Origin of the sequence: Streptomyces sp. 2323.1 (assembly GCF_900221035.1) — a bacterium.
GTDB lineage: Bacteria > Actinomycetota > Actinomycetes > Streptomycetales > Streptomycetaceae > Streptomyces > Streptomyces sioyaensis.
The window spans coordinates 1,726,940-1,752,226 of the sequence record NZ_LT907981.1 but is presented as its reverse complement, the minus strand read 5'-3'; the positions used below and the strand labels follow the sequence as shown (position 1 = coordinate 1,752,226).

General features: G+C 70.0%; 21 protein-coding genes and 1 pseudogene. 17 read left to right on the top strand and 5 right to left on the bottom strand.

The features are described from left to right. Positions 1-110: 110 nt before the first annotated feature. Complete coding sequence (gene glgX, locus CPH93_RS06970) at positions 111-2,312, bottom strand: glycogen debranching protein GlgX (RefSeq protein ID WP_096212296.1); 2,202 nt, start codon at positions 2,310-2,312, stop codon at positions 111-113. 240 nt (positions 2,313-2,552) lie between these two features. Here glgX and CPH93_RS06965 point away from each other — a divergent pair, with 240 nt between their 5' ends. The 3 genes from CPH93_RS06965 to CPH93_RS06955 all read left to right on the top strand — a co-directional run bounded on the left by CPH93_RS06965 (position 2,553) and on the right by CPH93_RS06955 (position 6,089). Then, entirely contained in the window at positions 2,553-3,362 is an 810-nt protein-coding gene (locus CPH93_RS06965) for a Tat pathway signal sequence domain protein (protein ID WP_096212295.1), read from the top strand. A 44-nt stretch (positions 3,363-3,406) separates the two neighbouring features. After that, positions 3,407-4,738 carry a copper amine oxidase gene (locus CPH93_RS06960; protein WP_096212294.1) on the top strand — a complete coding sequence of 444 codons (1,332 nt, stop codon included), beginning with the start codon at positions 3,407-3,409 and terminating at the stop codon, positions 4,736-4,738. 100 nt (positions 4,739-4,838) lie between these two features. Next, positions 4,839-6,089 (top strand): SAV2148 family HEPN domain-containing protein, encoded by a 1,251-nt coding sequence (locus CPH93_RS06955; RefSeq protein ID WP_093486001.1) that lies wholly within the window; start codon positions 4,839-4,841, stop codon positions 6,087-6,089. Between the two features lie 58 nt (positions 6,090-6,147). Here the strand turns inward: CPH93_RS06955 and CPH93_RS06950 are convergent, their stop codons facing one another. Further along, positions 6,148-6,939 carry an SDR family NAD(P)-dependent oxidoreductase gene (locus CPH93_RS06950; protein WP_096212293.1) on the bottom strand — a complete coding sequence of 264 codons (792 nt, stop codon included), beginning with the start codon at positions 6,937-6,939 and terminating at the stop codon, positions 6,148-6,150. A 341-nt stretch (positions 6,940-7,280) separates the two neighbouring features. Here CPH93_RS06950 and CPH93_RS06945 point away from each other — a divergent pair, with 341 nt between their 5' ends. Continuing rightward, a complete protein-coding gene (locus CPH93_RS06945) occupies positions 7,281-8,000 on the top strand; it encodes a 3'-5' exonuclease (RefSeq protein WP_096212292.1) in 720 nt (239 codons plus the stop codon). A 73-nt stretch (positions 8,001-8,073) separates the two neighbouring features. Here the strand turns inward: CPH93_RS06945 and CPH93_RS06940 are convergent, their stop codons facing one another. After that, a complete protein-coding gene (locus tag CPH93_RS06940; RefSeq protein WP_093486006.1) occupies positions 8,074-8,964 on the bottom strand; it encodes an aminoglycoside phosphotransferase family protein in 891 nt (296 codons plus the stop codon). Between the two features lie 368 nt (positions 8,965-9,332). Between CPH93_RS06940 and CPH93_RS36680 the strand changes: the two are divergent. The 10 genes and pseudogenes from CPH93_RS36680 to CPH93_RS06890 form a co-directional block, all read left to right on the top strand. Then, a pseudogene (locus CPH93_RS36680) lies at positions 9,333-9,473 on the top strand (sugar ABC transporter substrate-binding protein); the annotation flags it as partial. Between the two features lie 325 nt (positions 9,474-9,798). Then, positions 9,799-11,004, top strand: a complete 1,206-nt coding sequence (locus CPH93_RS06930) for a S8 family peptidase (protein WP_093486010.1) — start codon at positions 9,799-9,801, stop codon at positions 11,002-11,004. 149 nt (positions 11,005-11,153) lie between these two features. Continuing rightward, on the top strand, positions 11,154-11,747 hold the full coding sequence (locus CPH93_RS06925; RefSeq protein WP_096212291.1) for a TetR/AcrR family transcriptional regulator: 594 nt from the start codon (positions 11,154-11,156) through the stop codon (positions 11,745-11,747). Next, the gene (locus CPH93_RS06920) at positions 11,744-13,330 is read left to right on the top strand and encodes an MFS transporter (RefSeq protein WP_096212290.1); all 1,587 of its coding nucleotides are present in this window, start codon (positions 11,744-11,746) and stop codon (positions 13,328-13,330) included. The genes CPH93_RS06925 and CPH93_RS06920 overlap by 4 nt, the downstream gene beginning before the upstream one ends. 252 nt (positions 13,331-13,582) lie before the next feature. After that, positions 13,583-14,674, top strand: a complete 1,092-nt coding sequence (locus tag CPH93_RS06915; protein ID WP_096212289.1) for a glycosyltransferase family 2 protein — start codon at positions 13,583-13,585, stop codon at positions 14,672-14,674. Positions 14,675-15,197: 523 nt separating this feature from the next. Beyond that, positions 15,198-15,851 (top strand): maleylpyruvate isomerase N-terminal domain-containing protein, encoded by a 654-nt coding sequence (locus CPH93_RS06910; protein WP_096215336.1) that lies wholly within the window; start codon positions 15,198-15,200, stop codon positions 15,849-15,851. A gap of 89 nt (positions 15,852-15,940) precedes the next feature. Next, positions 15,941-16,666 carry a nucleotidyltransferase domain-containing protein gene (locus CPH93_RS06905; RefSeq protein ID WP_096212288.1) on the top strand — a complete coding sequence of 242 codons (726 nt, stop codon included), beginning with the start codon at positions 15,941-15,943 and terminating at the stop codon, positions 16,664-16,666. A 286-nt stretch (positions 16,667-16,952) separates the two neighbouring features. Next, complete coding sequence (locus CPH93_RS35705) at positions 16,953-17,165, top strand: hypothetical protein (protein ID WP_159394970.1); 213 nt, start codon at positions 16,953-16,955, stop codon at positions 17,163-17,165. 138 nt (positions 17,166-17,303) lie between these two features. Continuing rightward, positions 17,304-17,963, top strand: coding sequence for a class I SAM-dependent methyltransferase (locus CPH93_RS06895; RefSeq protein ID WP_096212287.1), 660 nt, complete (start codon positions 17,304-17,306; stop codon positions 17,961-17,963). Between the two features lie 117 nt (positions 17,964-18,080). Beyond that, positions 18,081-19,067 (top strand): LLM class flavin-dependent oxidoreductase, encoded by a 987-nt coding sequence (locus tag CPH93_RS06890; protein ID WP_096212286.1) that lies wholly within the window; start codon positions 18,081-18,083, stop codon positions 19,065-19,067. A 167-nt stretch (positions 19,068-19,234) separates the two neighbouring features. Here CPH93_RS06890 and CPH93_RS06880 read toward each other — a convergent pair whose 3' ends face one another. Beyond that, a complete protein-coding gene (locus tag CPH93_RS06880) occupies positions 19,235-20,491 on the bottom strand; it encodes a DegT/DnrJ/EryC1/StrS family aminotransferase (RefSeq protein WP_096212285.1) in 1,257 nt (418 codons plus the stop codon). Between the two features lie 364 nt (positions 20,492-20,855). Here CPH93_RS06880 and CPH93_RS06875 point away from each other — a divergent pair, with 364 nt between their 5' ends. The 3 genes from CPH93_RS06875 to CPH93_RS06865 all read left to right on the top strand — a co-directional run bounded on the left by CPH93_RS06875 (position 20,856) and on the right by CPH93_RS06865 (position 24,128). After that, positions 20,856-22,082 carry a cation:proton antiporter domain-containing protein gene (locus CPH93_RS06875; RefSeq protein WP_096215335.1) on the top strand — a complete coding sequence of 409 codons (1,227 nt, stop codon included), beginning with the start codon at positions 20,856-20,858 and terminating at the stop codon, positions 22,080-22,082. A gap of 156 nt (positions 22,083-22,238) precedes the next feature. After that, positions 22,239-23,261 (top strand): methyltransferase, encoded by a 1,023-nt coding sequence (locus CPH93_RS06870; protein WP_093486030.1) that lies wholly within the window; start codon positions 22,239-22,241, stop codon positions 23,259-23,261. A gap of 66 nt (positions 23,262-23,327) precedes the next feature. Then, on the top strand, positions 23,328-24,128 hold the full coding sequence (locus tag CPH93_RS06865) for a class I SAM-dependent methyltransferase (RefSeq protein ID WP_159032267.1): 801 nt from the start codon (positions 23,328-23,330) through the stop codon (positions 24,126-24,128). A gap of 69 nt (positions 24,129-24,197) precedes the next feature. On the opposite strand, the gene CPH93_RS06860 is transcribed toward CPH93_RS06865, so the two are convergent. Further along, positions 24,198-24,965, bottom strand: a complete 768-nt coding sequence (locus tag CPH93_RS06860; RefSeq protein WP_093486034.1) for an SDR family NAD(P)-dependent oxidoreductase — start codon at positions 24,963-24,965, stop codon at positions 24,198-24,200. Between the last annotated feature and the right edge of the window lie 322 nt (positions 24,966-25,287).

Here is a 25,287-nt window from a genome sequence, read left to right as displayed (position 1 = left end):
GCCGCGTTGCCGAACCGCCCGCATAGCTCCGCTATGAGGACGCTCCGGCGCCTTGCGATGCACCGCACCAGACGCCGCGGCCTATCCGACCCTGATCCGCCGGACAGCCCCTAAGCCGGCCGCTGGAGCACCAGCAGGCTCCGGCCGACGAGCGTCAGCCGGTCGCCCGCCTTGACCTTGGCGCCGCCGCCGTCCGCCACCGCCTGCGGCCGGTCGGTGTCCACGACGACCTGCCACTGCCGGCCCAGATGCTCCGGAACCATGAACTCCTGCTCCTGGTCGTCGGCGTGGAACATCAGCAGGAACGAGTCGTCGGTGACCGGCTCGCCCCGGGGGCCCGGCTCGGAGATGGAGTTGCCGTTGAGGAACACCGTCAGCGACTTGGCGTGCACCGACTGCCAGTCGCGCGGGCCCATCTCCTCGCCGTCCGCCGTGAACCACGCGATGTCGGACAGCTCGTCAGGGGTGCCCTCCATCGGATGGCCCTGGAAGAACCGCCGTCGCCGGAACACCGGATGGTCGCGCCGCAGCCACACCATCTGCCGGACGAACGCCAGCAGCGCCAGCTGCTCCGCGTCCTCGTCGGCCGCCTCGTCGGTCTCGTCGGCCTCGTCCGTCCCCTCGGCCCCGTCCGGCAGCCCGGTGCCCCCGCCCGGACCCCGCCGCTCCGGCCAGCGCACCCACGACAGCTCGTTGTCCTGGCAGTACGCGTTGTTGTTGCCGCCCTGGCTGCGCCCGAACTCGTCCCCGTGGCTGAGCATCGGCACGCCCTGCGACAGCATCAGCGTGGCCAGGAAGTTGCGCATCTGCCGGGCCCGCAGCCGCCGGACCCCGGGGTCGCCGGTCGGCCCCTCGGCACCGCAGTTCCAGGACCGGTTGAAGCGCTCGCCGTCGCGGTTGTCCTCGCCGTTGGCCTCGTTGTGCTTGTCGTTGTACGAGACGAGATCGTGCAGGGTGAAGCCGTCGTGGCAGGTCACGAAGTTCACCGAGGCCAGCGGCCGCCGCCCGTCCTCCTGGTAGAGGTCGGAGGAACCGGTCAGCCGGGACCCGAACTCCGCCAGGGTGCGCGGTTCGCCCCGCCACAGGTCCCGCACGGTGTCGCGGTACTTCCCGTTCCACTCGGTCCACAGCGGCGGGAAGTTGCCCACCTGATAGCCGCCCTCCCCGACGTCCCACGGCTCGGCGATCAGCTTCACCTGGCTGACCACCGGGTCCTGGTGCACCAGGTCGAAGAACGAGGACAGCCGGTCCACCTCGTGGAACTGCCGGGCCAGCGTCGCCGCCAGATCGAAGCGGAAGCCGTCCACCCGCATCTCCTGCACCCAGTAGCGCAGCGAGTCCATCACCAGCTGCAAGACATGCGGGCTGCGCATCAGCAGCGAATTGCCGGTGCCGGTGGTGTCCATGTAGTACTGCCGGTCGTCGCACAGCCGGTAGTACGAGGCGTTGTCCAGCCCCCGGAACGACAGCGTCGGGCCCAGATGGCTGCCCTCGGCGGTGTGGTTGTAGACCACATCGAGGATCACCTCGATTCCGGCCTGGTGCAGCGCCCGCACCGCCGTCTTGAACTCCAGCACCTGCTGCCCGCGGTCGCCCCAGGACGCGTAGGCGTTGTGCGGGGCGAAGAACCCGATGGTGTTGTAGCCCCAGTAGTTCGTCAGCCCCGCGTCCACCAGCCGGTGGTCCTGGACGAACTGGTGCACCGGCATCAGCTCCAGGGCGGTCACCCCGAGCTTCGTCAGATGGTCGATGATCGCCGGATGCGCCAGCGCGGCGTAGGTGCCGCGCAGCTCCTCGGGGAGCTCCGGATGGCGCATCGTCAGGCCCTTCACATGGGCCTCGTAGAGCACCGTCTCGTGGTACGCGGTGCGCGGCGGGCGGTCGTCGCCCCAGTCGAAGTACGGGTTGACCACGACCGACGCCATGGTGTGCGGCGCCGAGTCCAGGTCGTTGCGCACCTCGGGGCGCCCGAAGTGGTAGCCGTAGACGGCCTCGTCCCAGTCGATCCGGCCGCTCATGGCCCGGGCGTACGGGTCGAGCAGCAGCTTTGCCGAGTTGCAGCGCTGCCCCCGCTCCGGTTCGTAGGGGCCGTGCGCCCGGAAGCCGTAGCGCTGCCCGGGCATCACTCCCGGTAGGTAGGCGTGCCGTACGAAGGCGTCACTCTCGCGCAGCTCGACGGCGGTCTCCGAACCGTCGTCGTGCAGCAGACACAGTTCGATGCGCTTCGCGGCTTCGGAGAACACCGCGAAGTTGGTGCCCGCCCCGTCATAGGTGGCACCCAGCGGATACATCTGTCCCGGCCAGACCTGCATGGGGAGACTCTTCCACTTTCTCGGCGGGCGCTGCGGCGACTCCACGACACACCTCAGCGGAACAAGACGAAATCTTTCCTCAACTTTTCGCAACTTGTCGCACACGGAGGGCTTTTCGCGAGATCTCCGCTGAATGGTGGGCAACCCGTCGCGATGTCGGATCGTCCTATCAGTCGTCCTACTGGAGGACCGACGGGGGACCGACATGCGTGTCACGGAATGTGACAGCAGGGGGGAACTGTGCACCACCTGATGCACCGCCACCTCGGCAAGATCGTCGCGGGCGCCGCCCTCGCGCTCACGGGGACCGCCGCCATGGCCGCGATCACCTTGCCGTCCGACGCCGGCGCCGCCGACGGCAGGGGCAGCCGCCCCGCCGCGGCCGGCGCCCCCGCGCCGGGACGCGACGGGGGACCGCCGCCGCCCGGCGTCGTCGAAAAGGCCCCCGCCCAGGGGAAGCGCGGGACGGGACGGGACCCGCTCACCGACGACGAACTCCGGCGCGCCCAGGACCTGGCACTGCCGCGCACCCTGCGCGGTGTCGCCGCGGACGTCACCGGGAAGCCGGGGCCCGAGCGCCTCACCACCGACCTGGTCGAACTCACCCCCGCCGAGGCCGGGCTCGCCGATCCGCCGCGCCGGGCGAGGGTCTCGTTCTACGACTACCGCAGCGACAGCTACCTCACCACGACGGTCAATCTCACGACCTCGACGGTGGAGTCGGCCGACACCCAGCACGGCGTACAGCCGCCGCCCGGCCACGACGAGGCCGTCGAGGCGGCCCGGCTGCTGATCGCCGCCCCGCTGGGGGCCGGTCTGCGCCAGGACTACCGCGACGCCACCGGGCGCGACCTCACCGGCCCGGACCCGCTCTCCGTCACCGGCTTCGTCTACCGCGGCCGGGCGGAGGGCGCGGCGCCCGGTGCCCTGGGCGCGTGCGGGAAACACCGCTGCATCCGCCTCTTCACCAAGATCAAGAACGGCCGGTGGATCGACACCCGCCGCTTCGCCATCGACCTCAGCGCCCGCACCGTCGCCCGCCTGGGCTGACCGCGCCCTCCCCACCGCCACTCCTTCGCACAGGAGCCTTCGTCATGCCCGAAAGCCGCCCCACCGGTGCTCGCTCCCGCGGCACTCGCCGCCGCGCCACGGCACTCGCCGCGGTCCCCCTGCTGTTCGCCGCGACCGCCCTGCTGACCGGCCCGGCCGCCCAGGCGGCCCCCACGGCGCCCGCCGCACCCGCTCCCCGGTGCAGCCCCGCCTACCGCCTCACCCAGACGCTCGACGGCGGCACCGTCTGGCGCATGTGCTGGCACTACGAGGGCAACGCCGGCCTCGTCCTGGACGACATCTCGTACCAGCCCAAGGGCGAACGCGCCCCGATCAAGGTGCTCACCACCGCCAAGCTCGCCCAGATCCACGTCCCCTACGACGACGGCACCAACGAGTACGACGACCTCACCGGCCAGGGCTTCGCCCAGGGGCTGCAGAAGCTCGATCGCGCCGAATGCCCCGGCGGCACGATCAAGACCGTCCGGGTGCCCGGCGCCTATGACGCCGCACACCCCGACGTCAGCGGCCTGTGCGCCACCACCCGCGCCCGCGGCCACGCCTACCGCAAGGGCCCCTACCCCGGCGAGAACGCCCGGACCTACCAGCTCCAGGGCAAGGACCTGCTGGTCTACACCGTCAACAAGGTCGGCTGGTACGAGTACATCAGCGAGTGGCGGTTCTCCGGTGACGGCACGATGACCATGCAGGTCGGCGCCACCGGCACCGTCTCTCCCGGCGACTACGACGCCGGCGACGGCCGCGGCATGCCGATCGGCAAGGGCGCCAAGGACTACGCCACCAGCCACAGCCACAATGTCTTCTGGCGGCTGAACTTCGGTCTGGACGGCTCCGCCAGCAACAAGATCGAGCAGTTCGACTCCACCCTCACGACCCGGCCCGGCGGCCGCACGCCCACCATCCGCACCACCAGCACCCCCGTCACCAAGGAACTGGCCGGCGACTACGGGCCGCTGCGGTGGTGGCGCGTGGTGAGCGACACCGGAAAGAACAAGGACGGCCATCCGCGCTCGTACGAGATCGTCCCGGGCCGCTCCAGCAAATACACCGGCCGCAGTTACACCACTCACGACCTCTACGTCACCGACTACAACGCATGTGAGCAGTTCGCCAGCAACAACCTGGCCAACTGTGGGGCCCGGGCCGGCCGGAGCGTCGACACCTGGGTCAACGGCCAGCCGCTGAAACACCCCATCGCGTGGGTCAACATCGGCTTCCACCACATCGCCAGGGACGAGGACCAGGAGCCGATGCCCGTGCACTGGCAGGGCTTCCAGCTCGTGCCGCGTGATGTCACCGCTATGAATCCGCTCACTCCGCCCGCGTTGTCCGGCCACAACGGGCACTATGGATAAGGGGAGTTGCTAACCGACTCAACCCATCCTGCTGCACCGCCTCCCGCACCGCAGTAGTCTGCCTTGATCGTTGGCACGGGGGTTCGGAAGGCGGTGGCAGGTGAGCGGCGGGCTGGAGTTGCCCCCTGGTGACGAGAGTCATGAGGGCCATGAGGGCGGCTCCGTCGACGCACCGCCCGGCGCGGTGTCCCTGGCGCGACCGCTGGAGATCGGCGCGGAGCTGGACTGGGGCGCCGACGCCTGGAGCGAGGTGCGCACCAGGGCCCGCCGGGCCGGGCGCGCCTACATCTGGCTGAATCTCGTCGAGCAACGGCTGCGGGCCGTCGTCGCGGCCGTACTCCGGCCCATCTACGAGCCGGTGCACGGCGACGAATGGGTGATCGCCGCGGCCGGACCGGCCGGACAGGAGTGGGTGCAGCGCGCGGTCGCCGTGCGCGAGGTCAGCCGCCGCAAGGGCTACCTCCTCGACCCCGCCGACGACAACATCGTCAGCTTTCTGACCCTTCCGCAACTCCGCGAACTGATGGTCCAGCACTGGCCCTGCTTCGCGCCGTACTTCGACGACCGCCGCGACGTCGAGCTGGCCCTCGACGAACTGGAGGTCGCGCGCAACATCGTCTCCCGCAACCGCGCGCTGTCCGAGACGGTGCTCGCCCAGGCCGAGCGCGCCTCCGCCCGCCTCCTGGACATACTCGGCTCCGGTGTCGGCACCCGTATCTCCGGGCGGCTGCCGATCGACGCGGTGGAGGACCTGGTCGGTGACCGCTATGCCGATGTCATCGGGGTGCACTCCGACCGGGTGCGCCTGCAGCGCCAGCTGCCCGCCGAGGACCTCTTCGGCGGCGCCCGCCGGCTCGACGCCGTCGGCATAGGGCTGAACATCCTGGTCCAGAACTACTCGGGCCGACGGCTGGTCCGGCTCGCCGAATCCGGCTGCCGGGTCCGCCTGCTGTTCCTCAACCCGGCCAGCAGTGCGGTCCGCCGCCGGGAGCGCGAAATCGGCCTGAAGAAGGGCGAGATGAGCCGCTCGATCGAGATGAACATCCTCCATATGCGCCGGGTGCGCGCTCGGCTGCGCGACCCCGGTGCCTTCGAGATCCAGGTCTTCGACGAGACCCCGCGCTTCACCGCCTACCTGGTCGACGGTGACGGGCCGGACGGTGTGGCCGTCGTCCAGCCCTACCTCCGCAAGAGCCGCGGGATGGAGTCGCCCGTCCTCGTCCTGCGCGGCGGCGGCCGCGAGATCGTCCGCCAGGACGCCCGGGAGGGCCGCGACGGCGACCACGGCCTCTTCGAGACCTACCGGGAGGAATTTGAGAGCATGTGGGCGGATTCGCGGCCGGTGTCCTGACCGGCCGACGGTGGCGAAAGGCGAAGCGGAGGGGAGAACGGCCGGGGAACGGCGATGTCTATGACGTTCCGGTGATTCCCCCGTCCACCCGCAGTTCGATCCCGTTGACGTAATCGGCGAGCGGGCTCGCCAGGTAGGCGACCGCGGCCGCGATGTCCTGCGGACGGCCCAGCCGCCCGCTCGGGTTCGGCGCGTACTCCGCGACGATGTCCGCCTCGTCCCGGCCGGCCCCCTCCTCCCCGCCGGCCGCCGCGCGCTCCTCGAACATCCGGTACATGGAGGGGGTGACGATCACCCCCGGACTCACACAGTTCGCCGTGACGCCGGTACCGGCGAGGTGGCGGGCCAGGCTGGTGGTCATATTCACCACGGCGGCCTTGGCCGCGGAGTACGTCACCATGTTGGGCAGCGGTGTCCGCACGGCACGGCTGCCGATGGTGATCACCCGGCCCCAGCCGTGGGCGCGCAGCGAGGGCAGCAGTGTTTGGCTGACCCGTACCGTCGGCAGCACGTTCCCCTCGAAGGCGGCCCGCCAGTCGGACGGCTGGGAGCTCTCCCAGTCGTGTTCGGCGAACGGGCCGGCGTTGTTGACGAGGATGCGGGCCCCGAAGTCCCGTGCGGTGAGGGCGACCTGCTCGGCGACGCCCGGTTCCGTCAGATCGCCGAGCACCACCTCGGCCCGTACACGGCGGGCCGCGACCTGCTCGGCGACCGCCGCCGCGGCCCCCGCGTTGCGCCCGTGCACGAGGACATTGCACCCCTCGTCCGCCAGCGTCTCGGCGATCGTCGCGCCGATGCCCGAACTGCTGCCCGTCACCAGCGCGCCCTGTCCTGCCAGCCGTAGGTCCATGGCGGTCAGCCTAGGGGCTGGGGGGTCGGTTGGGGGCTGGTGTGGTGAGGCGGGAGGGGGTGGGCCGGAAGGGGGTGGGCAGGCCGCGGCGGCCGGGGCCGGGGGCCGGGCCGGGGGCCGGTCCGCGGTTTCGGCGGGGAGGGACGATTCGGGTCGGGGCCGGCGGGGAGGGACGGTCAGGATCGGCGTCGGGCGGGAGGGACGGTTCGGGTCGGCGGTCGGCCGGGCCGGAGCTGCGGCGCGGGGTCGGGGGCCGCTGCGGGCGACGGGTGGCCGGTCGATTGTCAGTGGTGCGTGCGAGAGTGACCGGGCACGGGGGAAGTACCACCGAAGGAGGCCGCATGAGCTGGCATCAGGAGCTGCTGGTCAGCTTCGACCTGGAGACCACAGGCACCGACGTCGAGCAGGACCGCATCGTCACCGCCGCCCTGATCCGGCTGGAGGGGGACGGCCGGGCCGCCGAGAAGCTGACCTGGCTGCTCGATCCGGGGGTGCCGATTCCCGAGGAAGCCGCGGCCATTCACGGCATTTCGACCACATATGTCCAAGAACACGGGCGTCCGCCGGCGGACGCCATAGCGGAAATCACCGAGGCGCTGGCCGAGGCCCTGCGCGCGGACATCCCGCTGGTGGTGATGAACGCCCGCTATGACCTCTCGCTGCTGGACCGCGAGTGCCGGCGCCACGGCCTGCCGACCCTGACCGAACGGCTCGGACATCCCCCCGCGCCGGTCATCGACCCCCTCGTCCTGGACAAGCACGTGGACCGCTACCGCAAGGGGAAGCGCGCCCTGCAGGCGCTCTGCGGTCACTACGGTGTCCCGCTCGACGGGGCCCACGAAGCGGGTGCCGACGCCGCCGCGGCGGCCGGGGTCGCCCGGCGCATCGGGGAGAAGTATCCGGCCGTCGCCCTCCCGTCGCCCCGGGCGCTGCACGCCCTTCAGGAGCAGGCGGCCGCCGAACAAGCCGCCTCGTTCCAGGAGTATTTGCGGCGCTCCGGAGACCCGCGGGCGATAGTCGAGCCGGCCTGGCCGCTGATCCCGTACCAGGCCGGCGTCTGAGCGCTGCCGCTGCTGCTCCGCCATGCGCCCCGGCCGGAGCGCCCGACTTCCCGGGCCACCCGGCTTCCCCGACTCAGAAGGGGTACCACCGCACCGTCGCGTCCTTGTCGCGCAACGAGGCGATCCGGCGCCGGAATTCCGTGAGTGCCGCGGGGTTCCCTGGCGCGTGCTGGGACACCCAGGCGCAGCTCGCCGTCTCCCGCGCCCCGCGGAGCACGGCGCAGCCCTCCCAGTCCCGTACGTCCCAGCCGTAGGCGGACACAAAGCTGTCGTACGCCTCCGGGGACAGGCCGTAGCGGTCCCGGCTCAGTGCCATCACGACCAGGTCGTGTTCCCGCAGATCGCAGGAGAAGGTCTCCAGGTCGACCAGCACCGGTCCGTCGGGCCCGATGTGCACATTGCGGGGCAGCGCATCGCCATGGATGGGACCCCGGGGCAGCCGCGGCTCCAGCGCCGAGGCGGCGGCCGCGAACGCGTCCCGCCGCCCGCGCAGATACTCCGCGTCCGCGGCCGACACGGCATCGCCGGCCAGCCGCAGCCAGCGCTCGACGCCACCGAGCAGTGCGCGCCGGGGGAGTGCGAACGGCGGCTCCGGCAGCGAGTGGACCAGCTTCAGCAGCGCGGCCAGGTCGTCGGGCGAGGCGGGGCGGACGGCCGCCGGCAGCCGCTGCCAGTAGGTGACGGGATGCCCGTCGACCAGGGTGGCCACCGGCTCCGCGGCCCGTACGGCCGGCACGCCCTCGGCCGCCAGCCACTGCGCCACGCCCAGTTCCCGCTCGGCCCGCTCCAGGAGTTCGGCGCTACGGCCCACCCGCACGACCGGCCCGTGGTCACCCAGGGCGAAGACGGCGTTCTCACCGAGCGCGAGCAGCTCGGCGTCCGCCGCCGCATCGGGCCGCCCGGCCGCGGCCAGTACGTCCCGGGCGCGCGCCTCCGTGAAGGCGACGGAGCTCGGTGCGGTCATCGGATGCCTCCTGCGGTGCGGGAACGCGACCAGTGTCGCAGGTCCTGTCGGCGGTTCCGGAGGCCTAGCGGCGGTTCCGGAGGCTTCCCGGGCGGGCGGATCCCCCGGCAATCCGGCCGGTGAGCCGGTCGGCGATCCGGTCAGCAATCCACCGGGAATCCGGTCGGCAGCTCACCCGGTAAATCCGGTCGCGCAATCCGGCCGGTAATCCGCCCCGCCTCCGGCGCGACATCCCCCGACGCAGCTGGGAAACCGGCACGTTCGGCGGCCGGCTCTACGACGCCCCCTTCCTCCAGGAGCCGCGGGTGCTGATCGCGAACCGTACGCAGCTGCTACCGCTCCGGCGCCCGGATCCCGCCTCGGCGATGGCCTGCATCGACTTCCTCCTCCAGCCGCGGAACATGGTCCGACTCGACCTGGGGGAGCGGCTGTTGCCGACCGGACGGCAGGAGCTCAGGGACCCGGCGCTACGGGCGGCCCGATACGACTGGGCGACGGGAACCGCCTTGGTTACGGACGCCTCGCTCCGCACCGGTCGCCCGGACCCCAACTCCGCGCTCCCCAGGCGCCGTTCGCATCACTTTCAACTATGTCCATTGCATTCATGTAAACGGAGTTGAGTCGCCCGGCTTCAACTCCCCGATGCTTTTGACCACTTCTGAAACCTTTCCCTTTTCGGGCAGGTTGTTGCTTATCTCACACGACCGGGCTGGCCTTGAAATCGGACTGATCAATCAGACAGGGTTTCGAGCCAGTCCGACGCAGATCTTCCGGTCTCCTCGGGCTATTGCGCAACGCTTTCCCCCCACACCACGAACGAGGAGAACCCTCGCAATGGCTCACAAGCGTTCCAGCAAGAAGCGGCTCATCACGGCGATAAGTGCCGCGGTTGCCGCTACTGGTATCGCAACCGTCACCGCGGTCACCGCGGGGGCGTCCCCTGCCGCCGAAGGAAAGATCTACGGAGCCGAGGCCAAGGGCGCCGTCAACGGCAGCTACATCGTCATGCTGAAGAAGTCGATCCGTACTGCGGAGAGCGGCGACCTTGCCGCCAAGTACGGCGGCAAGGTCAAGCGGAACTTTTCCTCCGCCATCGACGGCTTCTCCACGTCCGGGCTGAGCGACGAGGAGGCCAAGCGCCTTGCCGCCGACCCGGCCGTCGACAAGGTCGTACAGAACAAGAAGTTCCACATCGACGGCAGCCAGGCCAACCCGCCGTCGTGGGGCCTGGACCGCATCGACCAGGCGGACGCCAAGGGCGACAAGAAGTACAACTACCCCGACAGCGCGGGTGCGGGCGTCACCGCGTACGTCATCGACACCGGCATCCACATCAGCCACAAGGACTTCGGCGGCCGTGCGTCGTACGGCTTCAACGCCATCGACAAGAGCGACAAGGCCGAGGACGACAACGGGCACGGCACGCATGTCGCGGGCACCATCGCCGGTACCGAGCACGGTGTCGCCAAGAAGGCCAAGGTCGTCGGCGTCAAGGTCCTCGACGGTCAGGGCTCCGGCACCACCGAGCAGGTCGTCGCGGGCATCGACTGGGTCACCAAGAACCACAAGGGCCCGTCGGTCGCCAACATGTCGCTCGGCGGCGGCGTGGACGAGGCGCTGGACGCGGCCGTGAAGAAGGCCATCGACGCCGGTGTCACCTTCGGTGTCGCGGCCGGCAACGAGTCCTCCGACGCGGGCCAGAGCTCTCCGGCGCGGGTGAAGGAAGCCATCACCGTGGCCTCCAGCACCAAGGACGACCAGCAGTCCGACTTCTCCAACTTCGGCAGCGCGGTGGACCTTTACGCGCCCGGTTCCGACATCACCTCGGACTGGAACACCGGCGACGACGCCACGAAGACCATCTCCGGTACCTCCATGGCGACTCCGCATGTCGTCGGCGCCGCCGCGGTCTACCTGGCCGGTCACCAGGACGCCAAGCCGGCGGACGTGGAGAAGGCCCTGACCGACGGCGCCACCGCCGGGAAGATCACGAACCCGGCCAAGGGCACGCCCAACAAGCTGCTGAAGGTCGTCGAGTAACCACCTCGCCGCCTCAGCTCCACGCGCCGGCCGTCGCGCCCGCCCCCACGGGGCGCGACGGCCGGCGTTGTCGTGTTCGGGGGCGGGGCCTCGGGCAGCGAGCACGGCCTCGCGTAGACACTGTCTACCCCCTCTGCTAAACAGTACCCATGAACGACCAACACGGCCAAGAAGCAGGCCTGCGCGCCCGGTTGGTCCAGGTCGGGGTCGACCTGGTGACCAAGGAAGGCATACAGACGCTGACGCTGCGGGAGATCGCGCGCCGGGCGGGCGTCTCGCATGGTGCCCCGCGGCGCTACTTCCCGACCCATCTGGAGCTGCTGTCCGCCATCGCGCGGGAGGGGTTCGCCGACCTGGCCCGTACGGTCGCCGAGGAGACGGGCGACCACCGGGCCGACCCTCGCGCGCAGCTCATGGCGCTGAGCCGCAGCTATCTCGACTTCGCGCTGAACCACCGCGGCATGTTCGAGCTGATGTTCCGTCATGACCTGCTGGAGAGCAATGAGCTCGGCCTGCGGGAGACCAGCCTGCCGCTCTTCAGGACGCTCGTCGACCTCGTCGCCCGTGCCCTGCCCGGCTCCGGTGCGGAGCCGGCGGTCGTCGCGGGCGCCCTGTGGGCAAACCTGCACGGCATCGCCCAGCTGTGGATCTGGGGCAGTCTCCCGCTCGCCACCGGAACCGACGAGGTCGAGCCGCTGCTCCGGGCCGCGCTGGACGCACACCTCGGGACGGCGGACCGGTGACCACCCGACGCCATCGGCGCCTGATCCTCACCGGCAGCATCACCGGCGCCGTACTCGTCGCCCTGGACGGCACCGTGCTGACCATTGCCCAGCCCACCCTCCAACGGGATCTGCACGCCTCGTTCGTACAGGTCCAGTGGACCAGCACCGGCTATCTGATCGCGGTTGCGAGCCTGCTCGTCTTCGCCGGCCGTCTCGGTGACCGGTACGGCCACCAACGGCTCTTCGCCCTGGGCACCCTGGGCTTCGCCGCCACCTCGGCGGGGATCGGCCTGGCCCCCGGCATCGGCTGGGTGATCGGCCTGCGGGTGGCCCAGGGGATCTGTGGCGCGCTGCTGCAACCGGCGACTCTGGGAATGCTGCGCGCCACGTACCCCGAGGACCAGTTGGGTATGCCGATCGCCCTGCGCACCAGCGCCATCGGGCTGTCGGCCGCCGCCGGCCCCGTCCTCGGCGGCGCGCTGGTCGCCCACCTGGGCTGGCGAGCCGTCTTCTTCCTGACGGTGCTGCCCGCGCTGGTGACCGGAGCGATGGCGCTGGTCGTACGGGTTCCGGACGGACGCGGTCCGGCCGTACGGGTCCCGGCCATTCGTCTCCCGGCCGGAGGTGTCCCGGCGGCGGCACCGGCGCCCCGGCGGGTCCCGGCGGCCGCCGCGCCCGGCGCCTCACTCGCCGCCCGCCTCGACCTCCTCGGTGCCTGCCTGCTCGCGGTGGCCCTGCTGTGCCTGGTGTACACCCTCGTCGCCCTGCCGGAAAGCGGCTGGACAGCGGTCACTGGGGCCGGAGCGGTCACGGCCGTGGCGGCCTTCGGCGCGTTCCTCCGGCAGGAACGACGTACCGCAAGTCCGCTGGTGCCCCTCGGCTTTCTGGGCTCACCGCCCGTTGCCGCGGCCCTGGCCGTGCTGCTCTCCGCCTCGGCTGCCCTGTTCGGCACGCTGTTCGTCGGCACCTACTTCCTTCAGGACGTCCTCGCGCTGGACCCACTGCAGAGCGCGCTGCGGGTGCTGCCGCTGGCCGTGATGATGGTGCTGAGCGCGCCGGCCGCGGCGGTGCTCCAGCGCCGGCACGGCGCCCGCCGGACGACCGTGGTGGCGATGACCCTCCTCACCCTCGGCATCCTGCTCCTCTCCCTGCTCGACCGGTCCTCGGCGGCACCGGCCATCGGCGCTGCATTCCTCCTGCTGGGCGCCGGTTTCGGCACGGTGATGGTCACCGCGACGGCGGTCATCGTGCACCAGGCATCGGCGGACCATGCCGGGGTGGCCGGCGGACTCCAACAGACCGCGATGAACATCGGCCCGACGCTGGGCGTCGCCCTGGCCACCATGCTGATGACCCTCACCGCACCGACGGCGGCCGGCAAGGTCCCGTCCGTCGGCGGCTTGCACGGGACCGCCGACGCGCTCACCTCCGCCATGGGCAGCACGCTGCCGGCCCTCGCCTGCGTAGCCGCCCTCGGAGCCCTGGCCGCAGGCGCACTGCCGCACCGCTCCAAAACCACCGGGGAACCGCAGCCGCCGACAACCCCTGCCGGGTACGGCCAGCAGCCCTCCGCAGTGACGACGACGGCGGAGAGTGAATGAACTTCGGACGCGGTCGACCTAGCCCCGCCGGGGGACCCGATCCATTGCCCTCCCTCCACCCCCAACCCAACGTCGTCGCCGCTGAGTTATCCACAGGAGGAAGCCTCCGGAACCATCCGTCGCGTCATGTCACTACCGTCGGTGACATGCACGGAGGACTGCCGTTCATCGGCATCAGCACCATTGTCTACGGCGTGATCGGACTGGTCATGGTCGTAGCCGGCGCGATCCGCAAGACAGGGGGAGATCGAGTTGCACACCATCACCGTCATCGTGCCCGCTCACAACGAGGAGGAGGGGCTGCCGGCCACGCTGGAGTCCCTCGCACGGCAAACCGTCCGGCCTGACCGGATCCTGGTCGTGGACGACGCTTCCACGGACCGTACGGGCGAGGTGGCGGCCGCACACGGCGTGACCGTACTGCGCCCGCCGCACAATCTGGGCAGCAAGGCCAAGGCGCAGAATTTCGCCCTGCCGCAGTGCACCACCGACCTCGTACTGGCCGTCGATGCGGACACCGTCCTCGCGCCGGACTACATCGAGACCGTCGTTCCCGTCTTCGAGGACCCCGGTGTCGCCGTCGCGGCAGGAACGGTCCGCACCCGCCACACCCGTACGCTCTGGGAGCGCGGACGCTCCACCGAGTATCTCTTCGGCTTCCACTGGCACCGCCCAATCCAGGCCTGCGCCAACAGCCCCATGGTCTGCTCGGGTTGCTGCTCCGTCTTCCGGCGCGACGATCTGATGGCCTTCGGCGGCTTCCCTGAACGAACCATCGTGGAAGATATGGATTTCACGTGGTCCCAGCAGATCGCGGGCAGACGTGCGGTCTACGTCTCCGACGCCGTAGCCCTCGCCGCCGACCCGGAAGACCTCACCTACCTCCGCAAACAGGTCTGGCGCTGGATGGCCGGCTTCTGCCAGAACGTCCGGCTACACCTCGGTGGCCTGATCGTCCACAAACCCCTGCTGGCGGTCTGGGTCCTGCTGGCCCTCCTGGAGATCCTCACCGCACCGCTGTGGTGGGCGACCCCGTTCGTCCTCGCCGCAACCACCGACCAGCCACCCGCACTCGCCTTCCTCTGGTGGGTCGGCGCCGAACTCCTGCTCACGACACCACCCCTCATCTACGCCGCCCGCCGCCGCAAACTCCCGCTGCCGGGAGTGCTGTTGAACATCCCCTGTGTCTACGCAACCAAGGCCGTCAACCTCGTCTACGCCTGGAAGGCCCTCATCGTGGAACTACTCCTGGTACCGCTTCATCTGGCCCGGGGCCTGACGGTCTACGAGAAGGGACGGGCCGACCACCGACCGATGCGGTCGGCTTCGGTGGGGGTGGGGTGAGCTGAGCCGAGCCATGGTGGGGACGCCGTTCCGCCACGTCGCCGGAGCGGCGTCCTGATCGTCTCTCTTACGGGCCCGCCGACACGGACATGGACCGGGGGGACGTGCGTCTCGGGGCGGAGGCGCCCCGGGCTCGAACGGCAGGCTGCTGAGGTAGGGGACTGCCGCACCCGTAGACCAGCGCAGGAAATGGGTGAAGACGATCTCGCTGGGCCGAGACCCGGCCATCCATTCACCGATCCCGCGGAGACTACCCACACGATGACGACGTTTCTGCTCAAGGCCCGACTCACAGCCTGATGCAGCTGGTGGGCCGAGGAACTGCCCAGCAGGGCCGGACTTCGGCCGCACCGCGTAACGGGCTGCTGGTCCTGCGGGGACAGGCGAAATTTGCCGAAGCATTTTCGGCAGCGTCCGATGCGTGTTGCCGGTCCCCGGCAGGCCAGTTCCAGGCCCGGGGGCACGGGAACCGACCACCCAAATATGCTTGTCCGTCGTTCCGTTCCGGCACTACCGTGCCGCAGTGGATCTCTTCTCACGCTCTTGGACGGCATTGCGCACGGCGGTCGCCGATATCCCGGATGAGGACTTCGAGCGGCCGTCCGGCTGTACCGGCTGGCTCGTGCGGGACCTGGTGTGCCACCTGGTCATCGATGCTCAGGACGTCCTGATCACCTTGGTCACGCCCGCCGAAACCGAACCGACCGTGGACGCGGTCACCTACTGGGAGCTCGTCGAACCCCCAACCGGAGAGGACCCGCTCGATGCGCTGATTCCCCGGCTGGCCGCCGCATACGGCGAGCCGCGGTGGCTCAAGTTCCACCTCGACGACGTCGGTTCTGCCGCGGGCCGCGCCGCCGAACTTGCCGATCCCGCCGTCCGCGTCAGCACTCGCAACGAGGTGCTGACCGTCGGCGATTACCTGTCCGCGTACGTACTCGAATGGACCTTGCATCACCTCGACCTGATCGCGCATCTGCCGTCGGCCGCCGAGCCCCCCGCCGAGACCCTCGCGGCGGCACGCGCATCGCTGGAGAAGATCGCCGGGACCCCGTTTCCCGCCCCGCTCTCCGACACGGACGCGCTGCTGATCGGCACCGGACGCCGCACGCCGAGCGATGAAGAGAAGGCCGTGCTGGGCGATGTCGCCGCGAAGCTCCCGCTCATCATCGGCTGAGAGTCGAAAAGGGCATAAGTCATCAAAGGGCGACGAGGCACGCGCTGGGTTACGTCGCGCTTGGAGCGCACCTGGCACGATGAGTGCCCATGAGTGATCAAGAAAGCCCTGCCACCCAAGCTCTGCGCCTGGTCACCACCCTCTTTCCCCACGCGCTGGGTGCCATGTTGGGAGGCTCGGCTGCCCAGGGGCGTGCCACCCCGATGAGCGATCTCGACGTGGCCGTCCTCCTGCCGGACTCGGATACCAGCCGTCGTGAGGTGATACGCCACGAAGGCCGCCTGGCCGAGCTGTTCCTGAACACCCTCGCGGACGTGCCGGAATTCTTTGAGTGGGACAGAGCCCGTCGTCGTGGCACGGTCCTGTTCATCTATGACCAGGGGCTGCCCTTGATGGACCCGCACGGCCATCTGTCCCGTACGCGTGAAAAGGCCCGAGCGGCACTCGCGTCCGGGCCACCCCCGCTCACCCCAGCGGAGCGGGAACGGTCCCGCTACGGCCTCACCTGCTTCGTGGATGACTTGGTCGACACCCCGCCGACCAATCGGTACGAACAGCTCGCCCTCGCCGACTTCACTCTGCGCGAGGCGACACACCTTCTTACGGCCTACCACAACGCTTGGACGGGCATCGGTAAGTGGCTGCCCCGCAGGTTGCTGAGCGCAGACCCGGCACGAGGCAAGGCCCTGTTGGACGGCCACCAGGCGGTGGCCGAACGCGCCGACCCCGTCCCGTTGGCAGCCGCTGCTGAGCAGGTCCTCGACCTGCTGGGCGGACCGCTGCGGGAAGGCTACGCACAGCCTTGGCGCACCTGATTCGCCAGGGGGTCTGACCTATCCCACCTCACCCATGGCTCTCTATGGCGGGTCCCCACGACAGCGAGCGGGGCTCCGGTCGTGGGGGAAGCGCCCAGGCTGCAATTCATCAGTGATGTCGGGGCAGTTGGAGAGCGGGCAGACCGGCGACGGTAGTCCGTTTCTTGATCACACATCTAGCCAGGCCACCAGCCGTGAGACACGCTCTCAGGGCCTCCAGCCTGAGTCTGTTCGTGGGACCGAAAATCCCGAGCGACCCGGTCGTTGTGGCGGCATCCTGGCTGCCGTGAGTCGCTGGAAGCTTTACGACGACTGGGATGCCGATCTCGCCGGCCTCACCATCGAGCAGTTACGTGAGCGCCGAGCTTTTGCTGCCCAGCGTGCTCAGGACGCCGTAGCGCGGCGCATGGGCCGTAACCCCAGGGCCGCCCGTGATTGGCGCAAGAATCTGAGCGCTGTCGAGGACGAACTTCTGAGGCGGGAGAGCGAGGGAGGGTAGCCCCCAAGTCTCTGATGAGGAGTCAGCGAGTACGTGCCGGGGCGAAGGGGATTCCTGACGCCATGCCGCGACTGCCGACCATGAGGGACTCGCCGAGGAAGCTCACGCCGAGGTCGGCGAGCGGGGACGGAGGCTCTAGTGTCCTCGCTTGTGACTGAAACTTCTGAACCGTCCTTGCACCTCCGTGTGACAGCGGATGCCTACGATGCCGTTGCCGTCCGCTACGCCGAACTCGTCCGCGACGAGCCCGCCCTTCCGCTGGATCGTGCGGTGCTCGCTGCGTTTGCCGAGCTCGTGCGGAGCACCGATCCCGGACCCGTGGCCGAGCTGGGATGCGGCCCTGGGCGTATGACCGCGCACCTGCGGGACCTGGGGCTGGACGTCTTCGGCGTCGACCTGTCGCCGGTGATGATCGATCTCGCCCGCGAGGCATACCCGGACCTGCGGTTCGACGTCGGTTCCATGGACGCCCTGGACCTGGCCGACGGCAAGCTGCAAGGTGTCGTGTCCTGGTATTCGGTCATTCACACCCCACCGCAGGACCTGCCCTCGTACTTCGCCGAGTTCCGGCGGGTACTCGCGCTGGACGGCCACCTCTTGCTCGCCTTCTTCGAGTCAGAAGGTGAGCCCATTACGGCGTTCGACCACAAAGTGACGACGGCCTACCGGTGGCCGATCGACGACCTCGCGGGGCTGGCCGGCGAAGTGGGATTCATCGAAGTCGGCCGGATGCTGCGTGAGCCGCGCGAGGGGGAACGGTTCCGCCGGGGCCATCTGCTGATGCGTATGGGGGAGTAACACCATCACCCCCTGGCGCCCGCGCTGCCCCAACTCACGGCGGCGAACTGGGATTTGTGGCTGGGAACAGTAGGAGTGCGGCGCCCTTATCGAACGCTCGATCCTTATGCTGGCGACATGATCGATGTACCTCTTTCAGCGCTGGAAGTCGCTATGGTCCAAACGGGCAGACGAGCCGTGGAGACCCTGCGCGACACCGCCGCCTTCGCGCACAGACTGGAACGGCTGGGCTACCACCGGGTCTGGTACGCCGAGCATCACCACTCGCCCGCCATCGGGGCGTTTCCGCCGGTCGTGCTGATCGCGCACGCTGCGGCCTCGACCTCGGCCATCCGTCTCGGTTCGGGCGGTGTGCTGGCGCCCAACCATGCCCCCCTCACGCTGGCGGAGCAGTTCGGAACGCTGGCCGGCCTGCACGGGGGCCGTATCGACCTGGGTATCGGCCGTGGTCCTGGCACCTTCGACGAGGCCACGGCACGGGCTCTGCGCCGCGGGGCCGGCCCGACGACGGACGCGGAGTACCACGAAGACGTGGCTGCGATCCTGTCCTTTCTGGTCGACGAAGTCGCGCTCGACCCGCTGCCGGAGCCATGGCTGTTGGCCTCCAGCACCGCAGGTGCCGCTCTCGCCGCACGACTTGGCCTGCCGATCGCCCTCGCGCACCACATCCGGCCGGACAACACCCTTGCGGCGGTGGAACGGTACCGGGCCGACTTCACCCCGTCCCGTTGGTGCGAGCGGCCTCGGGTGCTGGTGTGCGTGCAGGCGGTGTGTGCCGAGACGGAAGAAGAAGCCGCGTGGCGAGTCGGGCCGATGGAGGTCGTCAAGGCAGGGCTCCTCAAAGGCCTGAGTGAGATCCCCTTCCCCACGCCCGCGGCCGCGGCCACCCACCCCTTCACGGCCGAGGAGCGACGGGCGCTGGCCGGCTTCCGTGCACAGCAAGCCGTCGGGACACCCGAGACCGTCGTCCGACGGCTTGCGCAACTGGCCGGCGAGACCGGAGCGGACGAACTGATGCTGACCACACCCGTCTACGAGCTCGGCGACCGCATTCGCTCCTATGAACTCATCAAGAAGTACGCCGATGCCACGACGTTGTCGTAGGAACCATGCCCCGGGGGGAGGGCCATGGTGCCGGGCCGGGGCGGCGGCAGACCATCAGCCGGCCACCGGCCACCGGCCACCGGCCACCGGCCACCGGCCACCGGCCACCGGCCACCGGCCACCGGCCACCGGCCACCGGCCACCGGCCACCGGCCACCGGCCCCCGACTACCGCCCGCAGGCCGTAACCGGCACCGGAGGCGGAGCCGGGATCCCACCGTTCAGCTCGGCCAACGACTCGTCCAACGCCTCAATGAGGTAGTCCTCCTGATAGGCCGTCAGCAATGGATGGCACGGAAGGTTGAGATGCTGCTCGAACCAGCTGCGTTCGGCGACCGGGCACTCGCCGCGCAGATGGCCCCGGTGGCGCCATTGCGGCAGCAGATGCTGGGGGAAGTAGCGGAGCTGGATCTCCACGCCTCTGCGGTCCAGGCTCAGTACGAGCCGGTCGCGCAGTTCCTGGTGGTCGGTGAAGCAGGTGTAGAGGTGGTAGGCGTGTGTGCTGTGCGCGGGTGTCGACTGCGGGGTCATGAAGGGGTAGCGGGCGAGTACCTCGTCCAGGCGGCCGGCGAGTGCGCGTCGTCTGGCGGTGGTGGCCGGGAGCCGGGTGAGCTGGGTCTGGCCGAGGGCCGCGACCATGTCCGGCATCGTCGCGGCGCCGCCGGGCCGTCGTGCGGGGCCGCGCTGGAGGGGGACGGTGTGCGGGGTCCACAGCGCGGGGTTCGGCGCCGCCGTGTGGTCCGGCCGCAGGTGTGCGCTGCGCGCGTCGGTGCCGTCGGCGCGCAGCCGGTACAGACGCTCGGCCCAGTCGTCCCGGTCGCAGGTGATCAGACCGCCCTTGCCGAGCAGGCTGTTGTTCCGGGAGTTGCGGAGACTGAAGGTGGCGATGTCCGCCAGCGACCCGGCGCTGCGTCCGCGGTAGCGGGTGCCCAGCGCATGGGCGCAGTCCTCCAGCACCAGAAAGCCGTGGCGGCGTGCCAGCGCCATGATCGTGTCCATCTCGGCGGGGCAGCCGCCGTAGTGCACCAGCAGCAGGGCCTTGGTACGCGGGGTGATCAGCGACTCCAGCACGGCCGGGTCGAGGGTGAGGGTGGTGGGGTCGATATCGCAGAACCGGACCTGTACGTCGTAGTCGAACAGCGGCTGGACGGTGGCCTGATGGGTCTGCGGGGTGGCGATCACCTCGTCGCCGGGGGTCAGTCCGAGCATCCGGACGGCCAGTTGCAGGGCGACCGTTCCGCTGGTCACCGAGATGGCATGCGTGCTGCCCACTGACTCGGCGAAGGAGCGCTCGAACCGTTCCCGTCGCACGCCCGTCGGCAGCGGGGTGCTCTCGTGGATGAGCTCGGCCAGTACGGCTGCCTCGGTGTCGGCGGGCAGCACGCCCCGCTTGCCCCAGGGCACGACGTAACTCTTGTCCAGCATCAGGTCCCCCCAGATGGTCGCCGGCGCACCGGTGGGTGCTCTAGCTCTACCCATGACAGTGCAGGAGCGGGGCGGGGTGAAGAGCAGACGGTGGTCAGCAAGGTCAGTTCGGTCAGTTTCGCTGTCGGCAGCCGGACCGGTCCGTCCGGGTGGGGCCAACAGCCCGGGATTTGAGTGACCTTCGAGGCCGATCGCGATGCGGTGGCCGAGGATGGCGCGCACGGAGGCGTCCGGAGCGGCCGCGGGATGACCCGAAAGACACGCCTAGGTGGGGCGGCGCGCTTCATGCGACAGGGCGTCGCCGTCGTACGGACGGATGCGGATGGATACGGACGGATGCTGACTGAAGCGCGAGGTGGCGACGGTGACCGAACTCAACGCGGCAATACTCTTCGCAGATCTCTCCCTGATCCTTCTGATGGCCCGGGTGGCCGGCCGGATCGCTCACCGGCTCGGCCAGCCGGCAGTCATCGGTGAGATCGTCGGGGGGCTCTTACTGGGCCCCACGCTGTTCCACGGGGCGCTCGCGCACACGCTGTTCCCCACGGACATCCGGCCCTATCTGAGTGCACTGGCCAATCTCGGGCTGGTGCTCTTCATGTTCGTGGTGGGGTACGAGGTCGACTTCGGCAGGCTCCGGGGCTCCGGACGGATCGCCGTCGGAACCGTCCTCGGCTCCGCCGTCGTGCCGTTCGCCCTCGGCGCGCTGCTCGCGCTCCACCTGCTCCGGGAGCGGCACCCCGCAAGCCGGGCCGGCTTCATCCTGTTCATCGCGGTGGCCGTGTCGGTCACCGCTTTTCCGGTGCTGGCGCGCATCCTCTCCGACCGGCGGATGAGCGGCACCTGGCTGGGGATGATCGCACTGTCGTCGGCGGCGGTGTGCGATCTCGTCGCGTGGACGGCGCTCGCCGCCGTCCAGGTAATCGCCGGGACCGCGGGGCAAAGTCCCTGGTGGGTACTGCTGATCGTGCCCTACGCCCTGGTGCTGATCACCCGTGGCAGACCGCTGCTGGAGCGGGCGCTGAGCGGTGGGGGCCCCGAGGGTCCGGCGTCGGCGGGAAGTCTCGCCGTCGTGCTCATCGGCTTGCTGGTGTCGGCCGCGGTGACGCAGGCGCTCGGGCTCCATTTCGTGCTCGGGGCCTTTCTGTTCGGCCTCGTCATGCCCCGTGGGGAAGGCACCGGCTTGAAGGACGTACTCCTGCCTCGTGTGCAGTTCACGACGACACTGCTGCTGCCGGTCTACTTCATCGTCGCCGGGCTGAACGTCGATCTCTCCCGGATCGGTGCGTCTGGGCTGTGGGACCTCGCTCTCATCCTGGCCGTCGCGGTCACCGGGAAGTTCGCCGGCACCTGGCTCGGCGCCAGATCCCAGGGGCTGCCGGCGCGCCGCTCCGCGGTGCTGGCCACATTGATGAACACCCGCGGGCTGACCGAACTCATCGCGCTGAGCGTGGGGTTGCAGATCGGTCTGCTGGACGGCGGGCTCTACTCGGAGATGGTCGTGATGGCCGTCGTCACGACGGTGATGACCGGACCACTGCTGCGGTGCTTCGCCAGGCCGGGGGACCGGGAGCCGGTACGGCAGGAATAGGCGGAGCCCGCGACCGTGACCGGAGGGCGCTCCGGCTCTTGGCCCGCGTCGTTCGCCTGGCTGGGGGCGGTATCCAGCGGTCGTATAGCTGCTGTCGAGTGCCGCGCCGTAGCTTCCTGCCGAGCACCGTCAGACACTGCCGAAGGAGACGGGCGTATGACGAAGGGTGCACAGGCCGGTGCGACGGCCGAGCCGTTGCTGCAGATGGCTGCCGATTTCTACAAGTGGCGCACAGTCCTGTTCGCGGTCGAACTGGGCCTGTTCACCGCGCTGCTGCACACTCCGATGACACCGGCCGGGGTGTGCGACCGGTTCGGGATCGGCCGGCGCGGCGCGGCCGACTTCCTGGATTCCCTGGTGTCTGTCGGGCTGCTGGAACGGGCGGACGAGGATGGGGCCTACCGCACCGCGCCGCTGGCCGCACGGTTCCTCGACGGCGAGAAGGCCGCCTACCTGGGCCGGTTCCTCCAGCAGGCCGACGCCCGCTGGGCGCGGGTGGGAGAGGGGCTGCTCACCGGCGAGCCGCAGAACGGGGCGCGCCCGGGAGCCGGGATGTTCGTCCGCCAGCACCGCAGCCGTCAGGAGTGGCGCGCCTACTACGGCGGTATGGACGCACTCAACGGCCCCAGCGGCCGGGCGCTGGTGGACGCCTTCGACTGGGGAACGGTCAAGCGGGTCACGGACGTCGGCGGAGCGCGCGGCAACGTGCTCGCCGAGCTGGTTCGGGCGCACCCGCACCTGGAGGCGACGGTCTTCGACCTGCCTGCGGTGGAGCCCGTCTTCACCGAGCACATGGCGGAACTCGGCCTCACCGGGCGGGTGGCGTTCCGGCCGGGGGACTTCTTCCGCGATGCGCTGCCGGAGTCCGAGGTCGTGGTGTTCGGGCATGTCCTGCACGACTGGGACGTCGAGCAGCGGCGGCAGCTCGCCCGGCGGGCCTTCGAGGCGGTGGCGCCGGGCGGTTACGCGCTCGCCTACGACACGATGATCGATGAGGAGCGCCGCACGAAGACCAACTCCCTGCTCGTGAGCCTCAATATGATGCTCTGCACCCCGGGCGGCAGTGAGTACACGCCGTCGGAGGCCGCCGGGTGGTTCGAGGACGCCGGCTTCGCGGAGGTCAGCCACCGCCCGCTGGCCGGGGACGACACTCTGCTCGTGGCCCACCGGACCAGGTGAGCCGACCGGCCTGTCGCTCTCGCCAGGCGCCCGCCGCGGCCGAACTGCATGGGAGGAGGTGCGGTTGTGTCATCCGACGCATCCGATTCCGACGCATCCGATTCCGAAGCAACCGATTCCGAGGCATCCGCATCCGGGGCGCCCGTCCCCGACCTGTCCGTCCCCGACCCGCTCGTCCCCGGCCCGCCCGTCCCCGACCTGGCCGACCCCGGGGCATGGGACCCGCGGACCCGTCACGCACAGGAGGCGTACACCCGGCGGCGGCTGGCGGTGTACGACGCCGTGGTGCTGGGGCTGTTCTGCTCGGTGGTGTGGCGCTGTCCGCGCGGCGACATGCTGCGGCTCTACCGGCGCGCCACCGGTGCCCGCCACCTCGACATCGGACCGGGTACCGGCTACTTCCTGGACCGTTGCGGCTTCACCGGTCCGCCGCCCGAGATCACCCTGCTCGACCTGAGCCAGGAGTGCCTGGAGATGTCGGCGCACCGGCTGGCCCGCTACCGTCCCCGGACCTGCCGGGCCAACCTGCTCGAACCGCTGCCGCTGCCGGACGGTGCCTTCGACTCGGTCGCCATGAGTCTGGTGCTGCACACCGTTCCCGGCGGCTGGGACGCCAAGGGAAAGTCCTTCGCGGAGATGGCCCGGGTGCTGCGGCCGGGCGGCACGCTGTTCGGGTCGACCGTGCTCGCCGAGGGGGTGCGGATGAACGCGCTGACCCGGCGGCTGCTCGTGGAGCAGCACCGGCGCGGCAACTTCCAGAACCAGGGCGACAGTCCGGACGGTCTGGCCCGGGCGCTCGCTGCACACTTTCCGTTCTCGCGGGTCGTGGTGCGGGGGAACGTCGCCCTGTTCCGGGCCACTGCCTGAAACGCGGCACACAGCAGGACCCGGGCCGAGGGACGCCACCGCGTCGCGTCCCTCGGCTCCGTGCGTGGTTCAGCGCCCGCCGGCGGTGTGGATGATCTCGCCGTTGATGTTGCCGTTGGCCCCCGAGCCGAGGAAGAGGATCAGCTTCGCGATGTCCTCGGGCTCGCTGATCCGTCCGCTGGGAGTGCGCTCGATCTCCTTCTCCACCATCTCCCGGGTGTCCGGGTCCTCCAGGAGCTGCTCCATGAACTCCGTCCTGGTCGCGCCGGGTGCCACGACGTTGACCAGCACGCCGTGCTGACTCCACATCAGGCCCTTGGCGAAGCCGTGCAGCGCCGCCTTGGAACTGCTGTAGATCTCCGAGCGCCACATGCCGTACTGCGCGGTGATCGAGGAGAGCAGGACCACCCGCCCCCACCCGTTGGCCCGCATGTCCTTGACGACCCGCTGGGCCGTCAGCATGTGGCCTTCGGTGTTGGCCCGAAAGCGCCGCGTCCACTTCTCCGGGTCGAGGTCCTCGAAGGCGTCGTCCTCGCCCGGGTCGCCCCAGGTGAACCAGAGGGCGTTGGCCACCAGGACGTCTATGCCGCCGAACGCGTCACGCACCGTGTCGACGGCGGAGACGATCGAGGCCGGGTCGCGCAGCTCGTAAGGCACGGCCATCGCCCGGTCCGGTCCGCCCAGTTCCTCGACGAGCTTGTGGGCGGCGTCCGCCGAGGAGTTGTAGGTGATCGCGACCCGGGCGCCCTCCTGGGCGTAGAGAAGGGCGGTCGCGCGGCCGATGCCCCTCGTGCCCCCCGTGATCAGCACCCGCTTGTCCGTGAGTCCCAGATCCATTCGGTAACCCCTCGACCGGTCGGCGCTTTCCGCCGACGACGAACGCGGGCCGCGACCGGCCCGCCGGTGTTGAATAGTTGTCAGACTACTAGTCCACCCGGCGACTATCAAGGCTGATCCACCCGGTGAGGCCACCGCAGTCACCAGGCGATTTTCGTGGCGGGCCGGTTGTACACAAAAAGACTCGACCCATTTGCGACGCGCTACTCAGCGATGCTCTAGCGGAATTCGATGTCGTGACGTTAAACAGGTCCCTGGCTTTCTAGCGGGACACACCCGAGAGTCTGGTTGAACATCAACCGAGGCTGGGAGGGTGCCGGCT